Origin of the sequence: Plantimonas leprariae (genome assembly GCF_008802405.1) — a bacterium.
GTDB lineage: Bacteria > Pseudomonadota > Alphaproteobacteria > Rhizobiales > Rhizobiaceae > Plantimonas > Plantimonas leprariae.
Window position 1 is genome coordinate 36,789 of sequence record NZ_VZDO01000023.1, and the last position, 17,594, is coordinate 54,382.

Consider the following 17,594-nt stretch of genomic DNA (forward strand, 5'->3'; position numbering starts at 1 on the left):
TAACTTCCAATCGTATTTTCAAACCGCGTCGATCGGATTATCCGATCGATATGATCACGCTGCGACAGCTTCGCTATTTTCAGGCGCTCGCCGAGACGCTGCATTTCGGCCGGGCGGCGCGGCTCTTGAACGTCAGCCAACCGGCATTGTCCGGCCAGATCGCCGCGCTGGAGGAGGTGCTCGGCCTGCGGCTGTTCGAGCGCCGGGCGAGCGGCGTCGCGGCGACGCCCGAAGCCGGCAGCATCCTCCAACGGGTCGACGCGATCCTTGCCGAGGTGCGCGAGCTGGAAGCGCTGGCGCAGCGGCCCGGCGACGTGCTGGCCGGCCGCCTACGGCTCGGCCTCATCGCGACGGTCGCGCCCTATCTGCTGCCGCGGCTCCTGCCGCGCCTCGCGCACGATCACCCGCAACTGGATCTCGCCATCCGCGAGAGCCTGACGGCCGCGCTCGTCGCCGATCTCCAAGCGGGCGAGTTGGACTGCGCCCTGGTCGCCCTGCCGCTGGACGCGGCCGGTCTCGACTGGATCGAGCTCGGCGCGGACCCGTTCTGGCTTGCGGTGCCGGCCCGTGAGGCCGGACGCTTCGGCGACCATGTCGAGGTGCAGGCCCTGTCGCACGAGCCGCTGATCCTGCTGGAGGAAGGCCATTGCCTGCGGGACCAGGCGCTGAAGCTCTGCCAGCTCGCCGAATCCAGCCGCTTCGCCAGTCTCAGCGCGACGAGCCTCGCGACGATCCTCAGGATGGTTGCGGGCGGGCTCGGCGCGACGCTGATCCCCGCCATCGCCATCGAAGCCGAAACCGCGGCTGGCGGCATCGAGGTACTGCCGTTCCGCGACCCGCAGCCGTCCCGCACGCTGGTGCTCGCCTTCCGCCGCTCGTCGACACGGCGGCGCGACATCGAGGCCCTGGCGGAGGTCGTGCGGCGGAGCCTGTGCGGGCGGCCAGCGTGATCAGGCGACGCCGAGCAGGTGGAGCGCGAACAGGATCCAGAGAACGAACAGGACGACGAAGCCGGCGACGAAGGCCTGGAAACGCTGCGCGACGGCGTTCGAACCGAGATGCACGAAAGCGTGGACGAGGCGGCAGACCACGAAGATCCAGGCGAGCGCGACCGCGAGCCAACTCGCGCCGTTGGTGACGTAGAGCGCGAGGCAGACAGCGTGGAACAGGACCGGCAGCTCGAACTGGTTGGCGACGTTGCGGGACGCCGAGGCGCTGTCCGCCGGCTCGGTCCCGGCGGTACGGAACGTGTCCAGCGATGCGCCGCCGCCGCGGACCGCCGTCCGGCGACGCGACAGGAGCACGAAATACGCCGCGAAGGTCAGGAAGGCCTGCGCGACCATCGGCCAGAAGATCGCGAGGTTGCCGATCATCCTCAAAGCCCGACGCCCGGATAGTTCGGGCTCTCGCGGGTGATCGTCACGTCATGCGCGTGGCTTTCGCGCAGGCCCGCGTTGGAGATCCGCACGAAGGTCGCCTTCTCGCGGAAGGCTTCGAGATCGGCCGCCCCGACGTAGCCCATCGCCGCGCGCAGGCCTCCGACGAGCTGGTGCAGCACCGCGGCGACCTGCCCCTTGTAGGGCACCTGACCCTCAATACCCTCCGGCACGAGCTTCAGCGTGTCGCGCACCTCCGCCTGGAAGTAGCGGTCGGCGGAGCCCCGCGCCATCGCGCCGACCGAGCCCATGCCACGATAGGCTTTGAACGAGCGGCCCTGGTGCAGGTAGACCTCGCCGGGGCTTTCCTCCGTGCCGGCGAGCAGCGAGCCGACCATCGCGGCGGACGCGCCGGCGGCCAAGGCCTTCGCGAGGTCGCCGGAATACTTGATGCCCCCGTCCGCGATCACCGGCACGCCGGCGGCGTCGGCCGCCTCGCAGGCGCCCATGATGGCGGAAAGCTGCGGCACGCCGACGCCGGCGACGATGCGCGTCGTGCAGATCGAGCCCGGACCGATGCCGACTTTGATCCCGTCCGCGCCGGCATCGATCAGCGCCTTGGTCCCGTCCGGCGTCGCGACGTTGCCGGCGATGACCTGAACGTGGTTCGACAGGCGCTTCACCCGCATCACCGCGTCGAGGACGCGCTGCGAATGGCCGTGTGCGGTGTCCACCACGACGAGGTCGACCCCGGCGTCGATCAGGCGCTCGGCGCGCTCGAAGCCGTCCTCGCCGACGCTGGTCGCGGCCGCCGCGAGCAGCCGCCCCTGCCCGTCCTTCGCGGCGTTGGGGTTCAGCTGCGACTTCTCGATGTCCTTGACCGTGATGAGGCCGATGCAGCGGTTCGCCTCGTCGACGACCAGCAGCTTCTCGATGCGGTGCTGGTGAAGAAGGCGCTTGGCCTCCTCCTGCCCGACCGTCTCCCTCACGGTGACGAGGTTTTCCTTGGTCATCAGCTCGTGGATCGGTAGGCGGTCGTCGGTCGCGAAGCGGACGTCCCGGTTGGTGAGAATGCCGACGAGGACGCCCGGCCCACCGCCGTTGCCGGACACGACCGGGATGCCGGAAATGCGGTGGCGATCCATCAGCGTCCGCGCGTCGCCGAGCGTCGCCTCCGGGCCGATGGTGACGGGGTTCACCACCATGCCCGATTCGAACTTCTTCACCTGCCGCACTTCCTCGGCCTGAACCTCCGGCGAGAGGTTGCGGTGGATGACGCCGATGCCGCCGGCCTGCGCCATGGCGATGGCGAGCCGCGACTCGGTCACCGTGTCCATCGCGGCGGAGAGGATCGGCAGGTTCAGGCGCAGCGTCTTCGTGATGCGCGTCCGGACGTCCACCGCGCCGGGCATCACCTCCGAATGGCCGGGCTGCAGAAGGACGTCGTCGAAGGTCAGCGCCAATGCGCCGGTCGCGGTTTCGATGATGCGCGCCATGTGCCGCTCCTAAACGAACGCCGCCGGGATGCGTCTTCGACATCCGGCGGCGGAGGATTGGCACCGGCCCCTAGCATGGGGGCTTTGTCTTTGGAAGCGGACTAGACGTCGAACTGGTAGGTCACCGGCACGAAGCGGAAGCCCTCCCCCGTCTGCTCGGCGAAGCCGATGCCGGGGAACGGCATGTGATAGCCGACGAACGGCTCGCGTTTCTCCGCCACCATGCCGAAGACGCGTTTGCGCGTCGCGGTCGCCTGCTCCGGCACGTGGTCGAACCGGACCCGCCAGTCCGGCCGCTGCAGCGAAGCGACGTAATGGTTCGACGTGTCGGCGAGATGCCAGAGCTTTCTGCCGCCGAACGTCATCTCGAAGATCATGTGACCCTGCGTGTGACCGAAGGCCTCGTGCGCGACGATGCCCGGCAGCACCTCGTCGCCTTGCCTCAGGAACCTCGCCTTGTCGACGAGGGGCGTGACGTTCTTCGCCACCAGCGCCGCGCCGTCCTTGCGCTCGCCGTTCTTCGCCTCGTCGGAGGTCCACCAGCCGTATTCCGCCCGGCCGAGCGCCAGCTTCGCGTTCGGGAAGGCCGGGCCGCCTTCCTCCATCGCCCCGCCGATATGGTCGCCGTGGAGATGGGTCAGGACGAGCAGGGTGACGTCCTCCGGCTTGTAGCCGGCCTCGCCCATCCGTTCGCGCAAGCGGCCCATGCCGTTGGCGCGGCCCATCGGTCCCATGCCGGTATCGAACAGGACGAGCTGGCCGCCGGTCTCCACGAAGACCGGCAGGAAGCCGTTCACGAAGCGCTTCTCGGGCAGGAAGTTGGCGCGCATCAGTTCCGCGACCGCCGCCTCGCTCTGGTCCGCTCCGAAGGTCGGATAGGGTCCGTCGCCCGGCCTGAGGCCGTCGAGCACGATCGTGACGACCGCGTCGCCCACTTTGAAGCGGCGCCATTTCGGCTCCGGCCGTTCCTGCATTCCCGTCTCCGCTGCTTGGACTTCGGCTTGGCGGGCGAAATAGGGGGCGCCGGCCGCGAGGACACCGAGGCCGCCCGCAAGTTTCATCGCGGCCCGGCGGTGTATCCCGCCCGATCCCCGCCCGATCGTCCCGCCCATCGCTCCCGGCTCCCGATTTTCCGTGCGGGCGAACTGGATCAAGGCCCGCGGTGCGACAAGACACGAACACGGCGAGTTGAGGCGCGTCGCCAAGCGTGAAGGCTCGAACCCGTTGCGCCTTGCGGCCGACGGGTTCAAGAGGACGTTTCTCCAACCGCGCCATGTTCCGCTCGGCTTCGAACGGCTCACGACGTCGCCCTCCTGTCGCGAAGGGTTTCACGTGAAACAACGCATCGTCCCGATCGTGCTCGCCGTCGCACTGTTCATGGAGAACATGGACTCGACCGTGATCGCGACCTCGCTCGCGACCATCGCGCGCGACATCGGCACGAGCCCGATCGCGCTGAAGCTGGCGTTGACCAGCTACTTCGTCTCGCTCGCGATCTTCATCCCGATCTCCGGCCGCATGGCCGACCGCTTCGGCGCGAAGGAGGTGTTCCGCCTGGCGATCGTCGTGTTCATGGCCGGCTCGATCGCCTGCGCCTTCGCCGGCTCGCTGCACGCCTTCGTCTTCGCGCGCTTCCTGCAAGGCATGGGCGGCGCGATGATGACGCCGGTCGGCCGCCTCCTCCTCGTCCGCGCGGTGCCGAAGGGCGACCTCGTCTCGGCGATGGCTTGGTTCACCATCCCTGCCCTCATCGGCCCCCTCGTCGGCCCCCCGATCGGCGGCGCGATCGCGACCTATGCCGACTGGCGCTGGATCTTCCTGATCAACATCCCGATCGGCATCGCCGGCATCGCGCTGTCGACCCGCTTCCTGCCGCATGTCGAGCGGATCGCCGACATCACCTTCGACTGGACAGGCTTCGCGCTGTCGGGCCTCGCCTGCGCCGGCATCGTCTTCGGCTTCTCCGTCGTCTCGCTCCCCGCCCTGCCGCCTGTCTTCGGCGCGATCATGGTGCTCGTCGGCGCGATCTTCGCCGTCCTCTATGTCGGCCACGCCCGGCGCGCGACGCGGCCCGTGATCGACCTCGCGATGCTCGGCATCCCGACCTTGCGCGCGGCGGTGATCGGCGGCGCGGTATTCCGCATCGGGGCGGGTGCGGTCCCCTTCCTGTTTCCGCTGATGCTGCAGCTCGGCTTCCATTTCACGCCGCTGCAGTCCGGCCTCGTCAGCGCCGCCTCCGTCGGCGGCGCGATGGGCATGAAGTTCCTCGCCCGTCCGATCCTGCGCCGCTTCGGGTTCCGCTCGACCCTGCTCGGCGCCGGCGTCGTCGGCGGCATGTTCACGGCGCTGATCGGCGTCTACCGGCCGGAAATCTTCATGCCGTTCCTGATCGTCTTCCTGCTCGCCGGCGGCTTCTTCCGCTCGCTGTTCTTCACCTCGATCAACACCCTCGCCTTCGCCGACGTGCCGAAGCAGAAGGCCAGCGACGCGACGGCGCTGCTCGCCGCCTTCCAGCAGGTGGCGATCGCGACCGGCGTCGCGACGGCTGGCGCCATCCTCGAAGCCGGCATGGTGATGCAAGGAACCGAGGTGCCGACGCTCGGCACCTTCACAACGGCGTTCTTAATCGTCGGCGGCATCTCCGCGCTCGCCTCCGCGCCGTTCCTCCTGCTGCCGCACGAAGCCGGCGCGGAGGTCGCGGGACACCGCGTGGCGGCAGCGGCGACCGAACGGCGCGTGCCGGCGGAGTAGCGGCTACCCCTCGTCCGCCGCCTCTTGCCGCCGCCCCTTGAAGCTCTTCGCCAGCAGGTAGAGCTCGACGGAATCCTCGCGGCTCGCCGGAGGCTTCACGTGGTGCACGCTGGTGAAATGCCGCTTCAGGTTGGCCAGGAGCTCGTTCTCCGTGCCGCCCTGGAAGGTCTTGGCGAGGAAATGCCCGCCGGGCTTCAGAACCGACACGGCGAAATCCGCCGCCACCTCGCAGAGATGCATGGTGCGCAGGTGATCGGTGCGGCGATGGCCCGTGGTCGGCGCCGCCATGTCGGACAGGACGATATCCGGCGCGCCGCCGAGTTCCTGGATCAGCCGGGTCGGTGCCGCATCGTCGAGGAGATCCAGCTGAAGGATCGTCGCGCCCGGCACCGGGTCCATCTCCAGGTAGTCGATGCCGACGACACGGATTTCGCGACCCGACGCATCGCCGCAGCGCTCCACCGCCACCTGCGTCCAGCCGCCCGGCGCCGCGCCGAGATCGACGATGCGCATGCCGGCCTTCAGCAGCTCGTAGCGGTCGTCGATCTCGATCAGCTTGTAGGCGGCGCGCGAGCGGTAGCCGTCCGCTTTCGCGCGGCGCACGTAGGGGTCGTTGAGCTGCCGCTCCAGCCAGGCCCGCGACGAGGCCTTCAGCTTGCCCTTCTTCTGGACGCGGACGGTCAGCCCGCGATCGTCGCCGCGTCCCTTCGCGGTCATGCCCGGCCCCTCACGCGACGGCCGCCGCTTGCGGACGCCCGGGCGCCCCGCGCCGCCAGACGCCGTCGGCGGCCATCATCTCGGTCAAGAGCCCCTCGCGCAGGCCCCGGTCGGCGACGCGTAAGGTCGGCGCCGGCCAGACGCGGCGGATCGCTTCGAGGATGGCGCAGCCGGCGATCACGAGATCGGCCCGGTCCGAGCCGATGCAGGGGTTCGCGACGCGCTCGGCGAAGCTCCAGCCGGCGATGCGCCGGATGAGGTGATCCACCTCGGCATCGTTGAGCCAGAGACCGTCGACCTGCCGCCGGTCGTAGCGTTCGAGGTCGAGGTGGATGCCGGCGAGCGTCGTGACCGTGCCGGAGGTGCCGAGCAGATGGAAGGCCTCGGTGCCGACGAGCTTGCCGAGCCGGTCGCGCCCGCCGAAGGTACGGATGCGGTAGAGCACGTCCTCCACCATGGTTTCGAACAGTTCCGGTGGGACGTCGCGGCCACCGTAACGCTCGGCGAGCGTCACGACCCCGACCGGCAGCGACGTCCAGGCGATGATGGCGTTCGACAGACGGCGCGGATTGGTGTGCCGCAGATCAAGGAGCGCGATCTCGGTGGAGCCGCCGCCGATATCGAACAGCACCGCGCCTTTCGCGCCGCGGTCGATCAGCGAACCGCAGCCCGAAACCGCGAGCCGCGCTTCCGTCTCGCGGCTGACGATCTCGAGCCGCAGGCCCGTCTCGCGCTCGACCCGCTCGATGAACTCTTCGCCATTGGCCGCCGAGCGGCAGGCTTCCGTCGCGATCAGGCGCGAGCCCGCGACATCCCGCGCGGCGAGCTTCTGCGCGCAGATCGCCAGCGCCGCGAGCGCCCGGTCCATCGCGCCGGTGGCGAGTCGCCCGGTGCGGCCGAGCCCTTCGCCGAGCCGCACAATGCGCGAGAAGGCGTCCACGACGCGGAACTGGCCCGGCCGCGTCGGCGTCGCGACCAGCAGACGGCAGTTGTTGGTGCCGAGGTCGAGGGCGGCATAGACCGGAAAGCGCTGCCGGTCTTCGTCGCGGCCGGCCGCCTGCGCCTTCGCCTCCCCGTTGAGAGGCAAGCTCCGTCGGTTCGAGTTGTCGGCCGACCGCGGCGGCTCTGCCCTGGCGGGCCGCTCCGTGCCTGGCGTCCTCGCGGACGCATGGGCGCCGGCTGCGGGCGGCGCGAACCGGTGGCCGCGCTTCCGCCGCCGGGCTGAGCGCTTCTGCTCCGAGCCGATCGCCGGCAGGGGCGACGCATCGGCAACTCCGGCCGCGGGGCTCCCGCTCCGCCGCCGGCGCCGCTGCCGCTTCGTCAAGACCTTGCCCGAGCCTTCGCCGGCAGCGCCGCCGACCGTCTCCATGCGACCGGCGACATGCGACGCCGCGCCGTCCGCCCGGCCGGCCGGTCCTTCCACGGCATCACGCGTCAGGTTCGAAGCGAAACGGGTGTTCTGATCGTCCTCATCGATATTCAATTGACCTCTTCCGGCGGTCGCGGCGAAACGCCTGTCTTCCGCCATGATTTGAAACGCAGTTGATCCGAAGCTTACCAACCCCGCGTTCGAGCACAAGGGGAAGCCCCGCCGGCGGCGCACGCAGGAGAGCCCCTCGACCGGTCGGGCCGATGTTTCGTCCGCCTGTCGCGACACGACGGAAAGGGTTTGCAATCCCGGCCTCGGTCGATATATAGGCGGCGCTCGGCTGCGGAACGGCGGCCCGGCGCCCTGCTGGGGGATAGTTTAAGGGTAGAACAGCGGACTCTGACTCCGCTAGTCTTGGTTCGAATCCAGGTCCCCCAGCCAATCTTCGTCAAGCTGTTGATCCTGTTGCCGCAGCTCCGCGCATAAGCGTCGAGGTGAAGGACGGATGCATTCCTGTCGCACAGGAGTGTATCACATCGTGCCGATCGGCCCTTATCTGATCCGTCGCGGCGCGCGCTTCTACTTCCGCGCTCGCCTGCCCTCAACGATGCGAGGCGGCGTCGGCGCCTCGCATGTTACCATCAGTCTTCGAACCAACGATTCGGCCACGGCGCGGCGGCTGAGCTTGGCCTGCGCCGACCGGATGGAGCTGTTGCGCATGCCGTTCGTGTCGACGCTGACGCGTCAGCAGGTCACCGCCATCTTCCAGAACGAGGTCGCGCGGCAACTGCATCAGCTGGACGATCTGGCGTCCCGCGTCCGGCGCCTGGACGATTTCGATCCGAACCAGCAGGCGCATTTCGACCGGATCATGGGCTGGGTCTGGCGCCTGCTCGCCCTTTTCGGACGCCATCGGGTCTTGCGCTTCGACGATGCCTGCCCTGCCCGCCGTATGCTGGTCGCGGCCGACCTCGCCGACTGCGACATTCGCTGGATCGGTGAGAACGTCCAGCACGAGCAGCAGATGCATCGCCGCCCGTCCGCGATCGATGCCATCGACGACCGTATCCGCGCTGTGCAAGCCGAACCTGACGAAATGAACCGGCGGCGGGCGTTCGACGAGCTGTTTCGCGCCCGTGCTGCTGCGTTCAATGCGACGGACCGGCGCTACGGCGAGCAACGACCGGAGGAAGCTGACCTTCTGCACGGCGCGGTGATGCCAGATTTTCGGGCGGCAGACGCTCTTCCCCTACCATCGGCCGCGCCTGCCAATGAGGCAGCCACAATCAGGCTTCCGACCGAGAAGGCTCATCAGGCGATCGTTCCAGCCTTACTAGCGGCGGACAAGCACGAAGCCGACCCCATCGCGAACGTTCTGAACCTTGCCGCCGATGCCCTGTTGGTGGTCGAGAAGGTGTCTCTGCGGCAGATCAAGTCGCAGGTCTGGACCACAAAGACCGCCGCGCAAGTTCGTCAAACGGCCAAGCTGTTTCTTGGCCTTCTCGCCAGCTTCGGCGTGGAAACGTCGGCTGGCATTGCGCAGGCGCACATCGCGGCGTTTCGCGATCTCGTCGATGTCTTGCCGCCGCGCTACGGACAGAGCGCCCATATGCGTGCCCTGCCCGTCCCCGAACTGCGCTGCCTCGGCGAGGCGATGCGTGCGAAGGGCGAGACGGTCGGGCTGTCGGACAAGACCATTATCAGGCATTTTGGCGCGTTGCAGTCGTTCCTGACGAGCGTTGCCGCCGAAGGCTATGTTCTCCAACCGCTCGCGCTCGACAAGCTACGCCCGCGCAAGCCGCAGGACGATGCGCGAACGGAGTCGCCGAAGCCAGAGCCGAAGGAGATCGAGGCGCTGTTCCGTACTCCAGTGTTTGTCGGCGCCAAGCGCTTCGACAGGCTGAACGTTCCCGGCCCGGAGCGCTTCCACCGCGGTGCCTACTTCGCCTCGATCATCCTCGCCTATTCGGGCGCGCGCCGTCATGAGGTGTGCGGCCTGCTGGTCGAGGACGTCGTCACGATCGAGGACATCCCGGCTTTCCATATCCGCAAGCAGACTCTGCGCCGAATCAAGAACAGGGCGTCGCAGCGCCTTCTGCCGATCCCGCCCGAAGCGCTTCGCCTGGGCTTTATGCAGTACGTCGAGGCCATCCGGGCGCTTGGCTATTCGATGGTGTTTCCGGATCTCTACAAGGCTGCTGGCAACAACGATCCGGGCGATCGACTGTACGACGAGTTGCAGAGCACCCGGAAAGCCCTGCCGAAGGATGAGCTCCTCTGGGCTCGGCTATTGCATGCGCTTCGCCACGGCTGGAGCAACACGACGAAGCAGGAAGGCGCTCGGGCGGAAGTCCGTGCCGACGTGCTGGGGCACGCGGCGAAGGGCGAAACGGAGAAGCGTTACGCGTCCGCAGCGAAGCTTCGGCTGATGCTGGAGGCATATCAAAAGGTCGATTGCTTCACCGCGCATCTCGAACCCTTCCCGTTGCGCTTGCTGCCTTGGGTGGTTCAGAAAGAATTTCCACATTGGGAAAGAAATGGTGGTCAAACTCGGAGGCGACTGTTAGCTGAAGAGCCGGTAACGGGAAGCATTTGAACGGCCCAACGGATCAGATGTTAACCTTCTTGCAAGCCTGCGATTGACGGCGAACGCAACTTGCGACATTCGAAACCATTACCGCTGCACAAGCGGCCAAGGGAAGCCTCGGATGCGGTTCGCTGCAACGCGAGGATGACGATGAACCAAGGTTCGCGTCCAAATGCAGTATGATCACCGCCGCACCGGCGGACGAGTGACGAAAGCCGGCTTTTTGAGCCGGCTTTTTTGTTTCGATCTTCAGTGACCTTGCCCCCTGGATGCCCCCGTTCATAACCAGGATCCGTTCTGGATCTGGTCCTGTCTGGACCGGGTTGCGAACTCGTTCGGGGTGAGGCTGCCCAGGCTCGTATGGGGGCGGCAGGTGTTGTAGTCGACCCGCCACGCTTCGATGATCGTTCGCGCCGCCGGCAAACTGCGGAACAGATGCTCGTTCAGGTACTCGTCGCGCAAGCGCCCGTTCAAGCTTTCGACGAAGCCGTTCTGCTGCGGCTTGCCGAGCGCAATATAGTGCCAGTCGACGCCGCGCTCCTCCTGCCAGCGCAGCATGGCATGCGAGGTCAACTCGGTGCCGTTGTCCGAGACGATCATCAGCGGCCTGCCGCGGAACTCGATGATCCGGTCGAGTTCGAGCGCAACGCGCCGGCCGGACAATGAGGTGTCGACCACGAGCGCCAAGCATTCGCGCGTGCAGTCGTCGACCACAACCAGGATGCGGAAGCGCCGGCCGTCGTCCAGCGTGTCGGAGACGAAGTCCAGGCTCCAGCGCTGGTTGGGCTCCTGCGGTATGGCGGCCGGCGCTCGGGTGCCGAGCGCCCGCTTGCGCCCACCGCGCCGGCGCACCGACAGCCGCTCCTCTCGGTAGAGGCGGAACAGCTTCTTGTGGTTGAGGTCGAGCCCTTCCCGGCGCAGCATGATCAAAAGCCTCCGGTAGCCGAATCAGCGACGCTCGCCGACCAAACTGCGCAGGCGCGCCCGCACCGGCGCATCGTCGCTCCGCGTCGAGGCGTAGCGATACGTCTTCGGCTCCATGCCGATCAGCGTGCAGGCACGCCGCTGCGAGTAGCCCTTCTTCTCGATCGCCCAGCTCACGGCGGTTCTCCGTGCCCCAGGTGTCAGAAGTTTTTTCCCAGCGCTTCCCGCAAGGTCGCCACGTCGAGCATCGCCTCGGCTAGCTGTCTGGATGCGAAACCTCCTTGGCGTCTGCGACGATGCGGAGGGCGCGTTGTAGGATGCTGGGTTTAGGCGGTCGGTAGCCGGGATTGGCTAAGGCGGGATCGGCTTCGAGGCGCTGGCGCAGGACCATCTCGGGCGAGAGGCCGTCGAGTACGCGCTGACGCCGGCCGTTGTAGGCTTGGTTGAAGCCGGCAAGCACGGTTTCGAGGTTGTGATGGCTGTAGATCGTGATGCCGAGCACTTCACGCTGCACGCGGCCGTTGAAGCGCTCGACCATGCCGTTGGTGCGCGGCGTGTAGGGGCGCGTCTTGCGATGCTGCACGCCGTGCTGGCCGCAGGCGGCTTCGAAGGCGTCGGCGGTGAAGCAGGAGCCGCGGTCGGTGAGCACGTGCATGACCTGGAAGGGAAAGGCGGCCAGCGCCTCCGCCAAGAAGGCCGCCGCCGAGGCCGTGGTCTCGTCGTCCTTTACCGCCAAGTGCACGTAGCGCGAGGCGCGGTCGATGGCGACGTAGAGGTAGCGCTTGCGCGTGGCGCCATCGCAGTCGCGCAGCTTCGGCAGGTGCTTGATGTCCAGATGGACGAAGCCGACCTCATAGTCCCGGAACGTACCATGCGGCTTGCGTGCTCGATCCGCCGGCGGCAGGCGGTTCAGTCCCTCCGCTTTCAAGATGCGGTAGACGGCATCTCGGTTCAGGTGCGGCAGGAAATGGGTGACGACGAAGGTGAGGTCGTCGAGTGGAAAGCCGGTGGCGCGGCGCAGCGCGCACACGATGGCGCGCTCCTCCTCGCTGGCGCGCCATGGCAGCTTGTGGGGCGCGCCGAGCGGTCCTGGCAGTCGGCTGGACCGCGCTTGCGCCATTTGCGGATGGTTTCGGCAGACACCCCGTAGCGCTGGGCCAGTACGCCGGAGCGCTCGTGCGAGCGGGCGATCTCGGCGCGAACAGGCGGGGTGGTGCGGGCATTCGGATGGATCGAGAGCATCAGCGGACCCTCCGGGTTGAAACGCGCTGGCCCGAATCGTCAAACCGCCACGCGTGCTCCCTGACCGCCCAATGAACCCGATCCCAACAATGTTCCGCTACCAAACAGCTAAGGGTTTGACGGTATCGTATCCCATAAACAAAGCGTATTATGTATCGAAACTGATACAGGACCGCTCGATCGATGTCAGTCAAATCAGCAGGGCGCATTCTCGCCGCGATGGAGCGGATCGCTGCGCGCGGAGAACGACCGACCCTTCGCAAGGTCCGCGCGGACATGATCGCGACGGACGGACCGGGAGCATCGCTTTCGACGATCCAACCGATCCTCGCGGCCTGGAAAAGGAACCGTCCTGACGAGGAAAGCTACGCGGTCCGCGCTCCCCGAGCGTCATCGAGCAATCGAGCCCAACGCCGTCAACTGATCGATACTCTATCGGATTTCATCGATCAGAGGATCGAGACGCATGTATTGACGACGGGTACCTACACGGTCGTATCGCGTATCGATGCGCTCGGCGGTGAACTAGCAGCGCTGCGCGAGGAGCTTAGAGCGCAGCACGATATCTTGGAACAGCTCACGCATCAGAATGCCGAGCTGCTGCATGAGTTGCAGCACCTCACAACGTTCGCGATCGTCAACAAGGGCGGCGCCCGTAAGAACGGTACGGGGGGAACACCCAACACACTCGTTATCACTGACGAACGGTTGCGCGAGATCCAAGCACTCTCGCCCCGCCGTTTCAGCAACTTCGTCGTCGGGATGCTGTATGCCGCGTTGTTGGTCCGCCTGCAACGGACACCCGATCTGCCTGCAATGACGAAGCGGGAATTGATCGATGCCCTGCCATGCCTTCTGTTGGGCGAAATCCAGCGAAGAAATGGGCGCCCCGTGGATGAGTCATATGTAAGAAGCTTGCTGCGCCCGCGCGTTGAGCGCCAGCGCTACGTATGCGCGGTCGCCAATGGCAGGTATGCGGCAATCCCCGACTGGCGCGAGCGCAAAAGCGCAGCGCGCGGCGCGAAAGCGTTCGAATCATTTGCGGTCCAGCCGATGCCGAAGCTGGAAACCGAAGTCGGCTCAGTCACATCAAGCTGACCATCTGTTGCACCGATCTTGTAGCATGCTACCGTAGTAGCACAATCTGTCACGCAGCCAATCTACGCTCGAGCGCAAGCGATTACACATGGGCAGAACCTCCCCGCCGCAGTGGTATCCGGTGGCGAGATCGTCACTTGTATCGCTGCACGGTGATACGTTCGCGTTGCAAGGAACCAGCGGACGACCAGGAGCCAACAGCGTCGGTCCATCAGGAGTTATAAATATCGACCGAAAATTATTAAGGACGGGAGCTGGCACGGTCTTTTCTAAACCGGTCGGCGGCGCCGAGTTTGCGAACGACGGGCATGTCTTCGTCGCGGTAGATCTCGTAGCGCAGCCAGTGCATCTCGGCACCGAGCGCGGTTTCGCCGACGGTCCTCATCCAGCACTTCGGTTTGCCGTCCGCGCCCGGCGACCACCGGTAGCCGCGCTCCTTCAACACGCTCCGCATGTCGTAGGGCGTGCGCTCGGCGCGGATCTCGTAGGTCTCGAGGTTCGCCGCCGCGACGAGCCGCGCGAAGGCGCCGTTCCGGCCGCCCCACTTCGGCGCAGCCAGCACCTCGAGCAGCGCAAAGCAGTCGGTGAGCGCGCGGTGCGCGCTGTGGAACAGCCCGACCTCGGCGAGGAGGTGCGTCAGCTTCGCGCCGTCGGCGCCCAGATCCTTCCAGCCAACGTCGGTCGCCGAGCAGGCCCAGCGCTTCGCCGCGAACACCGGCGCGAGCGTCTCGCAGAACGGCCGGTCGAAGCCGGCATTGTGGGCGATCACCAAGTCGGCCGGCGCGACGAAGGCGGTGAGCGCGGCGCGGTCGATCGCGCGGCCTTTGACGTCGGCGTCGGTGAGGCCGGTCAGGCGGACGATGGGCGGCGACAGGCTGCAGCGGGGCTGCTCGAGCGCTTCGAACACGCCGACGACGTCGCGAATGCGGGTGTCGTCGTAGGTGAAGGCGACCGCCGCGATCTCGATCACCTCGCAGCGGCGCGGGTCGAGGCCGGTCGTCTCGGTGTCGACGACGACGCCGAGCTTCAGGTCGTGCCCGTCCGACCGCGGCGCGTCGTGTCGGACCGGGCGGTGCTCCAGCCGGCGCAGCACACGGTAGCGACCGGTGCGCTCCAGACGGCGGGCGTCGGTCTCGTCGCAGCGGGCGTCGGCGACCGATCGGTCGCCGTCGCCGTCACCGCCGTCGTCCCCCTCATCGAGATCGGTGAGGAAGTCCATCTGCATCGTCGTCTCCGTTGTTCGGTGGGAAAGGGCTGAGTCGTGCGTTACGCCGGGCGTCCGGCACTGGATGCCGGACGCCCGGCGCAGGCGGCTGTGTCGGTCGCGGTCGTGCGGCGATCGTCTCGGGCTACGCCGATGGATGTGCCGGCGGCTGCGACCGGGTCGTGTCAGGTGCAGCCGCCGCCACGGTCCAGAGCCGCTCGAGAGCGACGAACGTGGTCGCAGGCTTATGCCGTGGAAACGCAGATTGAGATCGACACTGCCCTATCATCCCGGCTGCTCCGCTTCGGGTTCGCATTCCGCCCCCCGCTCGCGCTCCATCGCGAGCCCGTGCCCGCGCGCGAAGGCCTCCAGCGTCCCCTTCGTCAGGACGCGTTTCTCGAGGGCAAGTTCGGCCAGCGTCTCGACTGTAAATCGGCGTCAGGGTCAGAGACCTTGGTGATCAAAAAGATCAGCTGTTTAGCGCGCCGATCGGCATTAAGACCCCTCGCCGATCCACAACCAGGATCATCAGGACCCAGAGTGTTTTATGCACCAGCTTCGCCGTGACTTCGCGGAAACGGGACGGATCGGGAAAGGGGCGCGGCCCGGCCATTCGCGACCGCAGGACGATGCGCAGCACGATCAGCACAAGAAGCACGAGACCCAGCGACTTATGCAACTCGCGGACAGTGTCGTTGACCTCGTCGCCGAACGGCTTCCGGACGTATTGCATGGCGAACAGCGTCAGCACGATCAGGGCGATGGCCGCATGGAGGACGCGGTATGCATAGGGATAGGTCGATCCGCGCTGCGCTCCCGCGTCGTTCATCCCCTGCCGTCCTTGCGATCGGTCGACAACCTAGCGAGCGCTGGACGTTAGGCTGGCCAACCGGCGCAAACAATGCTGCTGTCACGCCATCAGTATTCCGTTGCAGGAACAATCGGGATGGATCGCTTCGATGCCATGCGGCTGTTCGTCCGGATCGTGGAACGGCAGAGCTTCTCCTCCGCGGCGGCTGACCTCGGGGTGCCGCGGTCGACGGCGACGCAGGGCATCAAGGACTTGGAGACGCGGTTGGGTGTCCGCCTCCTGCAGCGGACGACCCGGCAGGTCCGACCGACGGTGGAAGGCGAGACCTACTACCAGCAGTGCCTGTCGATCCTCGCCGACGTCGAGGATGTCGAGTCGGGACTCGGAGCCGGGCCGCCGAAGGGCCTTCTCAAAGTCGATCTGCACGGCTCGCTGGCGCGGCACTTCATCTTCCCTGGCCTCCACCGGTTCATTGCAGCCTATCCGCAAGTCGAGCTTCGCCTGAGCGAGGGCGGCGAGAGCGTCGATCTGGTCCGCGATGGCGTCGACTGCCTCCTGCGAAGCGGATCCTTGTCCGATCGCTCGGCGATCGGTCGGCAGATTGCCTTGATGACCAAGGGGACGTTCGCCAGTCCGGCCTATGTCGCGACCTTCGGCTTGCCAACTCGTCCGGACAGGTTGCAAGGGCACCGTTCCGTCGGTTTCTCGGGCGCGAAGGATGAAGCCATGCCGCTGCGGTTCACCGTCAAAAACAAGATCGTCCCCATTGCCCTCCCGTCGATAGCGACGGTCACGAGCCCGGAAAGCAATGTTGCCCTCGGGCGTCTGGGGCTCGGCCTCATCCAGGTGCCACGGTATCGCGTGCGGGACGATCTCCTCGCTGGCACGCTCGTCGAGGTGCTCGGCGATTACCCCCCACCGCCCCTTCCGGTACACGTCGTCTACTCGCACAGACGACACGTCTCGGCGCGACTGCGCGTTTTCATCGATTGGATGGCGACGGAATTTGCGACGCGGCTTGCCGAACTGCCGGAATGCCGATCTTCCTGAAGACAGCAAACTCATCGAGCGTCGGCAGGCTGGAAGGAATTCCCTATGCTTCTTGGATCATCTTCCAGCGCAGACGATGTGCTTCGAGGACGCGATCTTAGTGGACAGCGCGTGCTGATCACTGGGGTTTCTGCCGGCGTCGGCGCCGCGACAGCGCGTGCGATCCTGGATCAGGGCGGCACGGTGTTGGGTGCCGTGCGCAACATCGACAAAGCTCGAATCGCGTTGGGAATGAGCGAGGGCCGGCAGGATTTCCATCGTCTGGAACTGATCGAGCTTGATCTCGCGTCGCTGGAAAGCGTGAGGAGTTGCGCGATCGAGCTTCGGAGACGGGCGAAGCCATTTGACGTCATGATCTGCAATGCCGGGATAATGGCGGTACCGGAGGGATCTACGGTAGACGGCTTCGAGACGCAGCTCGGCACCAATTACGTCGGCCATTTCGTTCTGGTGAACGAGTTACACACGCTCTTTGCACCGGCAGGCAGGCTCGTCGTCCTCTCATCGGCCGGACATCGCGGCGCCGATGTCGGCCCAGGAGACTTGCAGCCCGAGAGCGGCACTTACGATCCCCTGACGGCTTACCGACGCTCAAAGACTGCCCTGATCTTGATGGCGGTGGAGTTCGATCGACGTCATCGTCACCGCGGCATCCGGGCGACTGCGGTTCATCCAGGTGCCGTCTTGACGGAGACGGCACAGAAGCTGGTGGATGCCCAACCTGAAGCGGCGTCGAGGTTCAGCTGGAAGAGTCCGGCACAAGGTGCCGCCACCAGCGTCTGGGCAGCGTTCGTCGCCGACGCGGACGAGATTGGCGGCAGGTATTGCGAGGACTGCCATGTCGCTGACGTGAACGACGATCCAAGATCGTCGGAAGGTGTCCGTTCCTATGCGATGGATCCCAAGCGAGCGCATGAGCTTTGGGAAGCAACCGAAAGTCTCACCCCGGCACATTGATCGGTCCATGGT

At 66.5% G+C, this 17,594-nt stretch carries 14 protein-coding genes, 1 tRNA gene and 2 pseudogenes; 8 read left to right on the forward strand and 9 right to left on the reverse strand.

Annotated elements, in window-relative coordinates; translation table 11 throughout:
- Positions 1-50 precede the first annotated feature (50 nt).
- Positions 51-950: a LysR substrate-binding domain-containing protein gene (locus tag F6X38_RS21285; protein WP_150973397.1), complete on the forward strand. Its 900-nt coding sequence runs from the start codon at positions 51-53 to the stop codon at positions 948-950.
- Here the strand turns inward: F6X38_RS21285 and F6X38_RS21290 are convergent, their stop codons facing one another.
- From F6X38_RS21290 to F6X38_RS21300, 3 genes are all read right to left on the reverse strand, one after another.
- Positions 951-1,373 carry an MAPEG family protein gene (locus F6X38_RS21290; RefSeq protein ID WP_343033244.1) on the reverse strand — a complete coding sequence of 141 codons (423 nt, stop codon included), beginning with the start codon at positions 1,371-1,373 and terminating at the stop codon, positions 951-953.
- Positions 1,374-1,375: 2 nt separating this feature from the next.
- Positions 1,376-2,872 (reverse strand): IMP dehydrogenase, encoded by a 1,497-nt coding sequence (gene guaB, locus F6X38_RS21295; RefSeq protein WP_150973399.1) that lies wholly within the window; start codon positions 2,870-2,872, stop codon positions 1,376-1,378.
- 101 nt (positions 2,873-2,973) lie between these two features.
- On the reverse strand, positions 2,974-3,846 hold the full coding sequence (locus F6X38_RS21300) for an MBL fold metallo-hydrolase (RefSeq protein ID WP_246191474.1): 873 nt from the start codon (positions 3,844-3,846) through the stop codon (positions 2,974-2,976).
- Positions 3,847-4,006: 160 nt separating this feature from the next.
- Here F6X38_RS21300 and F6X38_RS21305 point away from each other — a divergent pair, with 160 nt between their 5' ends.
- Positions 4,007-5,623 carry an MFS transporter gene (locus tag F6X38_RS21305; RefSeq protein ID WP_281353091.1) on the forward strand — a complete coding sequence of 539 codons (1,617 nt, stop codon included), beginning with the start codon at positions 4,007-4,009 and terminating at the stop codon, positions 5,621-5,623.
- A gap of 3 nt (positions 5,624-5,626) precedes the next feature.
- Here the strand turns inward: F6X38_RS21305 and F6X38_RS21310 are convergent, their stop codons facing one another.
- Positions 5,627-6,340, reverse strand: a complete 714-nt coding sequence (locus tag F6X38_RS21310) for an RlmE family RNA methyltransferase (RefSeq protein WP_150973403.1) — start codon at positions 6,338-6,340, stop codon at positions 5,627-5,629.
- A gap of 10 nt (positions 6,341-6,350) precedes the next feature.
- On the reverse strand, positions 6,351-7,709 hold the full coding sequence (locus tag F6X38_RS21315) for a Ppx/GppA phosphatase family protein (RefSeq protein WP_246191478.1): 1,359 nt from the start codon (positions 7,707-7,709) through the stop codon (positions 6,351-6,353).
- Positions 7,710-7,721: 12 nt separating this feature from the next.
- Here F6X38_RS21315 and F6X38_RS23555 point away from each other — a divergent pair, with 12 nt between their 5' ends.
- The 3 genes from F6X38_RS23555 to F6X38_RS21325 all read left to right on the forward strand — a co-directional run bounded on the left by F6X38_RS23555 (position 7,722) and on the right by F6X38_RS21325 (position 10,305).
- Positions 7,722-7,886, forward strand: a complete 165-nt coding sequence (locus F6X38_RS23555; RefSeq protein WP_161992866.1) for a hypothetical protein — start codon at positions 7,722-7,724, stop codon at positions 7,884-7,886.
- Positions 7,887-8,076: 190 nt separating this feature from the next.
- Positions 8,077-8,150, forward strand: a tRNA-Gln gene (locus F6X38_RS21320).
- Positions 8,151-8,235: 85 nt separating this feature from the next.
- Complete coding sequence (locus F6X38_RS21325) at positions 8,236-10,305, forward strand: DUF6538 domain-containing protein (RefSeq protein WP_150973407.1); 2,070 nt, start codon at positions 8,236-8,238, stop codon at positions 10,303-10,305.
- A gap of 270 nt (positions 10,306-10,575) precedes the next feature.
- Here the strand turns inward: F6X38_RS21325 and F6X38_RS21330 are convergent.
- Together F6X38_RS21330 and F6X38_RS21335 are read right to left on the reverse strand one after the other, a co-directional pair.
- A pseudogene (locus F6X38_RS21330) lies at positions 10,576-11,486 on the reverse strand (IS3 family transposase); the annotation flags it as partial.
- Positions 11,477-12,462 (reverse strand): annotated as a pseudogene (locus F6X38_RS21335) (IS481 family transposase). The pseudogenes F6X38_RS21335 and F6X38_RS21330, both read right to left, overlap by 10 nt.
- A gap of 183 nt (positions 12,463-12,645) precedes the next feature.
- Here F6X38_RS21335 and F6X38_RS21340 point away from each other — a divergent pair.
- Complete coding sequence (locus F6X38_RS21340) at positions 12,646-13,560, forward strand: DNA-binding protein (protein WP_150973410.1); 915 nt, start codon at positions 12,646-12,648, stop codon at positions 13,558-13,560.
- A 241-nt stretch (positions 13,561-13,801) separates the two neighbouring features.
- On the opposite strand, the gene F6X38_RS21345 is transcribed toward F6X38_RS21340, so the two are convergent.
- Together F6X38_RS21345 and F6X38_RS21350 are read right to left on the reverse strand one after the other, a co-directional pair.
- Positions 13,802-14,785 carry a 3'-5' exonuclease gene (locus F6X38_RS21345; protein WP_150973412.1) on the reverse strand — a complete coding sequence of 328 codons (984 nt, stop codon included), beginning with the start codon at positions 14,783-14,785 and terminating at the stop codon, positions 13,802-13,804.
- Between the two features lie 448 nt (positions 14,786-15,233).
- The gene (locus F6X38_RS21350; RefSeq protein ID WP_150973414.1) at positions 15,234-15,593 is read right to left on the reverse strand and encodes a cytochrome b/b6 domain-containing protein; all 360 of its coding nucleotides are present in this window, start codon (positions 15,591-15,593) and stop codon (positions 15,234-15,236) included.
- A gap of 117 nt (positions 15,594-15,710) precedes the next feature.
- Between F6X38_RS21350 and F6X38_RS21355 the strand changes: the two genes are divergently transcribed.
- Together F6X38_RS21355 and F6X38_RS21360 are read left to right on the forward strand one after the other, a co-directional pair.
- Positions 15,711-16,625: a LysR family transcriptional regulator gene (locus F6X38_RS21355; protein WP_150973416.1), complete on the forward strand. Its 915-nt coding sequence runs from the start codon at positions 15,711-15,713 to the stop codon at positions 16,623-16,625.
- A 45-nt stretch (positions 16,626-16,670) separates the two neighbouring features.
- The gene (locus F6X38_RS21360; RefSeq protein ID WP_150973418.1) at positions 16,671-17,582 is read left to right on the forward strand and encodes an SDR family NAD(P)-dependent oxidoreductase; all 912 of its coding nucleotides are present in this window, start codon (positions 16,671-16,673) and stop codon (positions 17,580-17,582) included.
- The last annotated feature ends 12 nt before the right edge of the window (positions 17,583-17,594 follow it).

What these genes read in the sequence shown, in the direction of transcription:
- F6X38_RS21300 (WP_246191474.1), bottom strand. Translation starts at nt 3,846, where the DNA reads ATGCAGGAACGGCCGGAGCCGAAATGGCGCCGCTTCAAAGTGGGCGAC.
- F6X38_RS21285 (WP_150973397.1), top strand. Translation starts at nt 51, where the DNA reads ATGATCACGCTGCGACAGCTTCGCTATTTTCAGGCGCTCGCCGAGACG.
- F6X38_RS21355 (WP_150973416.1), top strand. Translation starts at nt 15,711, where the DNA reads ATGGATCGCTTCGATGCCATGCGGCTGTTCGTCCGGATCGTGGAACGG.
- F6X38_RS21310 (WP_150973403.1), bottom strand. Translation starts at nt 6,340, where the DNA reads ATGACCGCGAAGGGACGCGGCGACGATCGCGGGCTGACCGTCCGCGTC.
- F6X38_RS21360 (WP_150973418.1), top strand. Translation starts at nt 16,671, where the DNA reads ATGCTTCTTGGATCATCTTCCAGCGCAGACGATGTGCTTCGAGGACGC.
- guaB (WP_150973399.1), bottom strand. Translation starts at nt 2,872, where the DNA reads ATGGCGCGCATCATCGAAACCGCGACCGGCGCATTGGCGCTGACCTTC.
- F6X38_RS23555 (WP_161992866.1), top strand. Translation starts at nt 7,722, where the DNA reads ATGCGACGCCGCGCCGTCCGCCCGGCCGGCCGGTCCTTCCACGGCATC.
- F6X38_RS21345 (WP_150973412.1), bottom strand. Translation starts at nt 14,785, where the DNA reads ATGCAGATGGACTTCCTCACCGATCTCGATGAGGGGGACGACGGCGGT.
- F6X38_RS21340 (WP_150973410.1), top strand. Translation starts at nt 12,646, where the DNA reads ATGTCAGTCAAATCAGCAGGGCGCATTCTCGCCGCGATGGAGCGGATC.
- F6X38_RS21315 (WP_246191478.1), bottom strand. Translation starts at nt 7,709, where the DNA reads ATGGAGACGGTCGGCGGCGCTGCCGGCGAAGGCTCGGGCAAGGTCTTG.
- F6X38_RS21290 (WP_343033244.1), bottom strand. Translation starts at nt 1,373, where the DNA reads ATGATCGGCAACCTCGCGATCTTCTGGCCGATGGTCGCGCAGGCCTTC.
- F6X38_RS21350 (WP_150973414.1), bottom strand. Translation starts at nt 15,593, where the DNA reads ATGAACGACGCGGGAGCGCAGCGCGGATCGACCTATCCCTATGCATAC.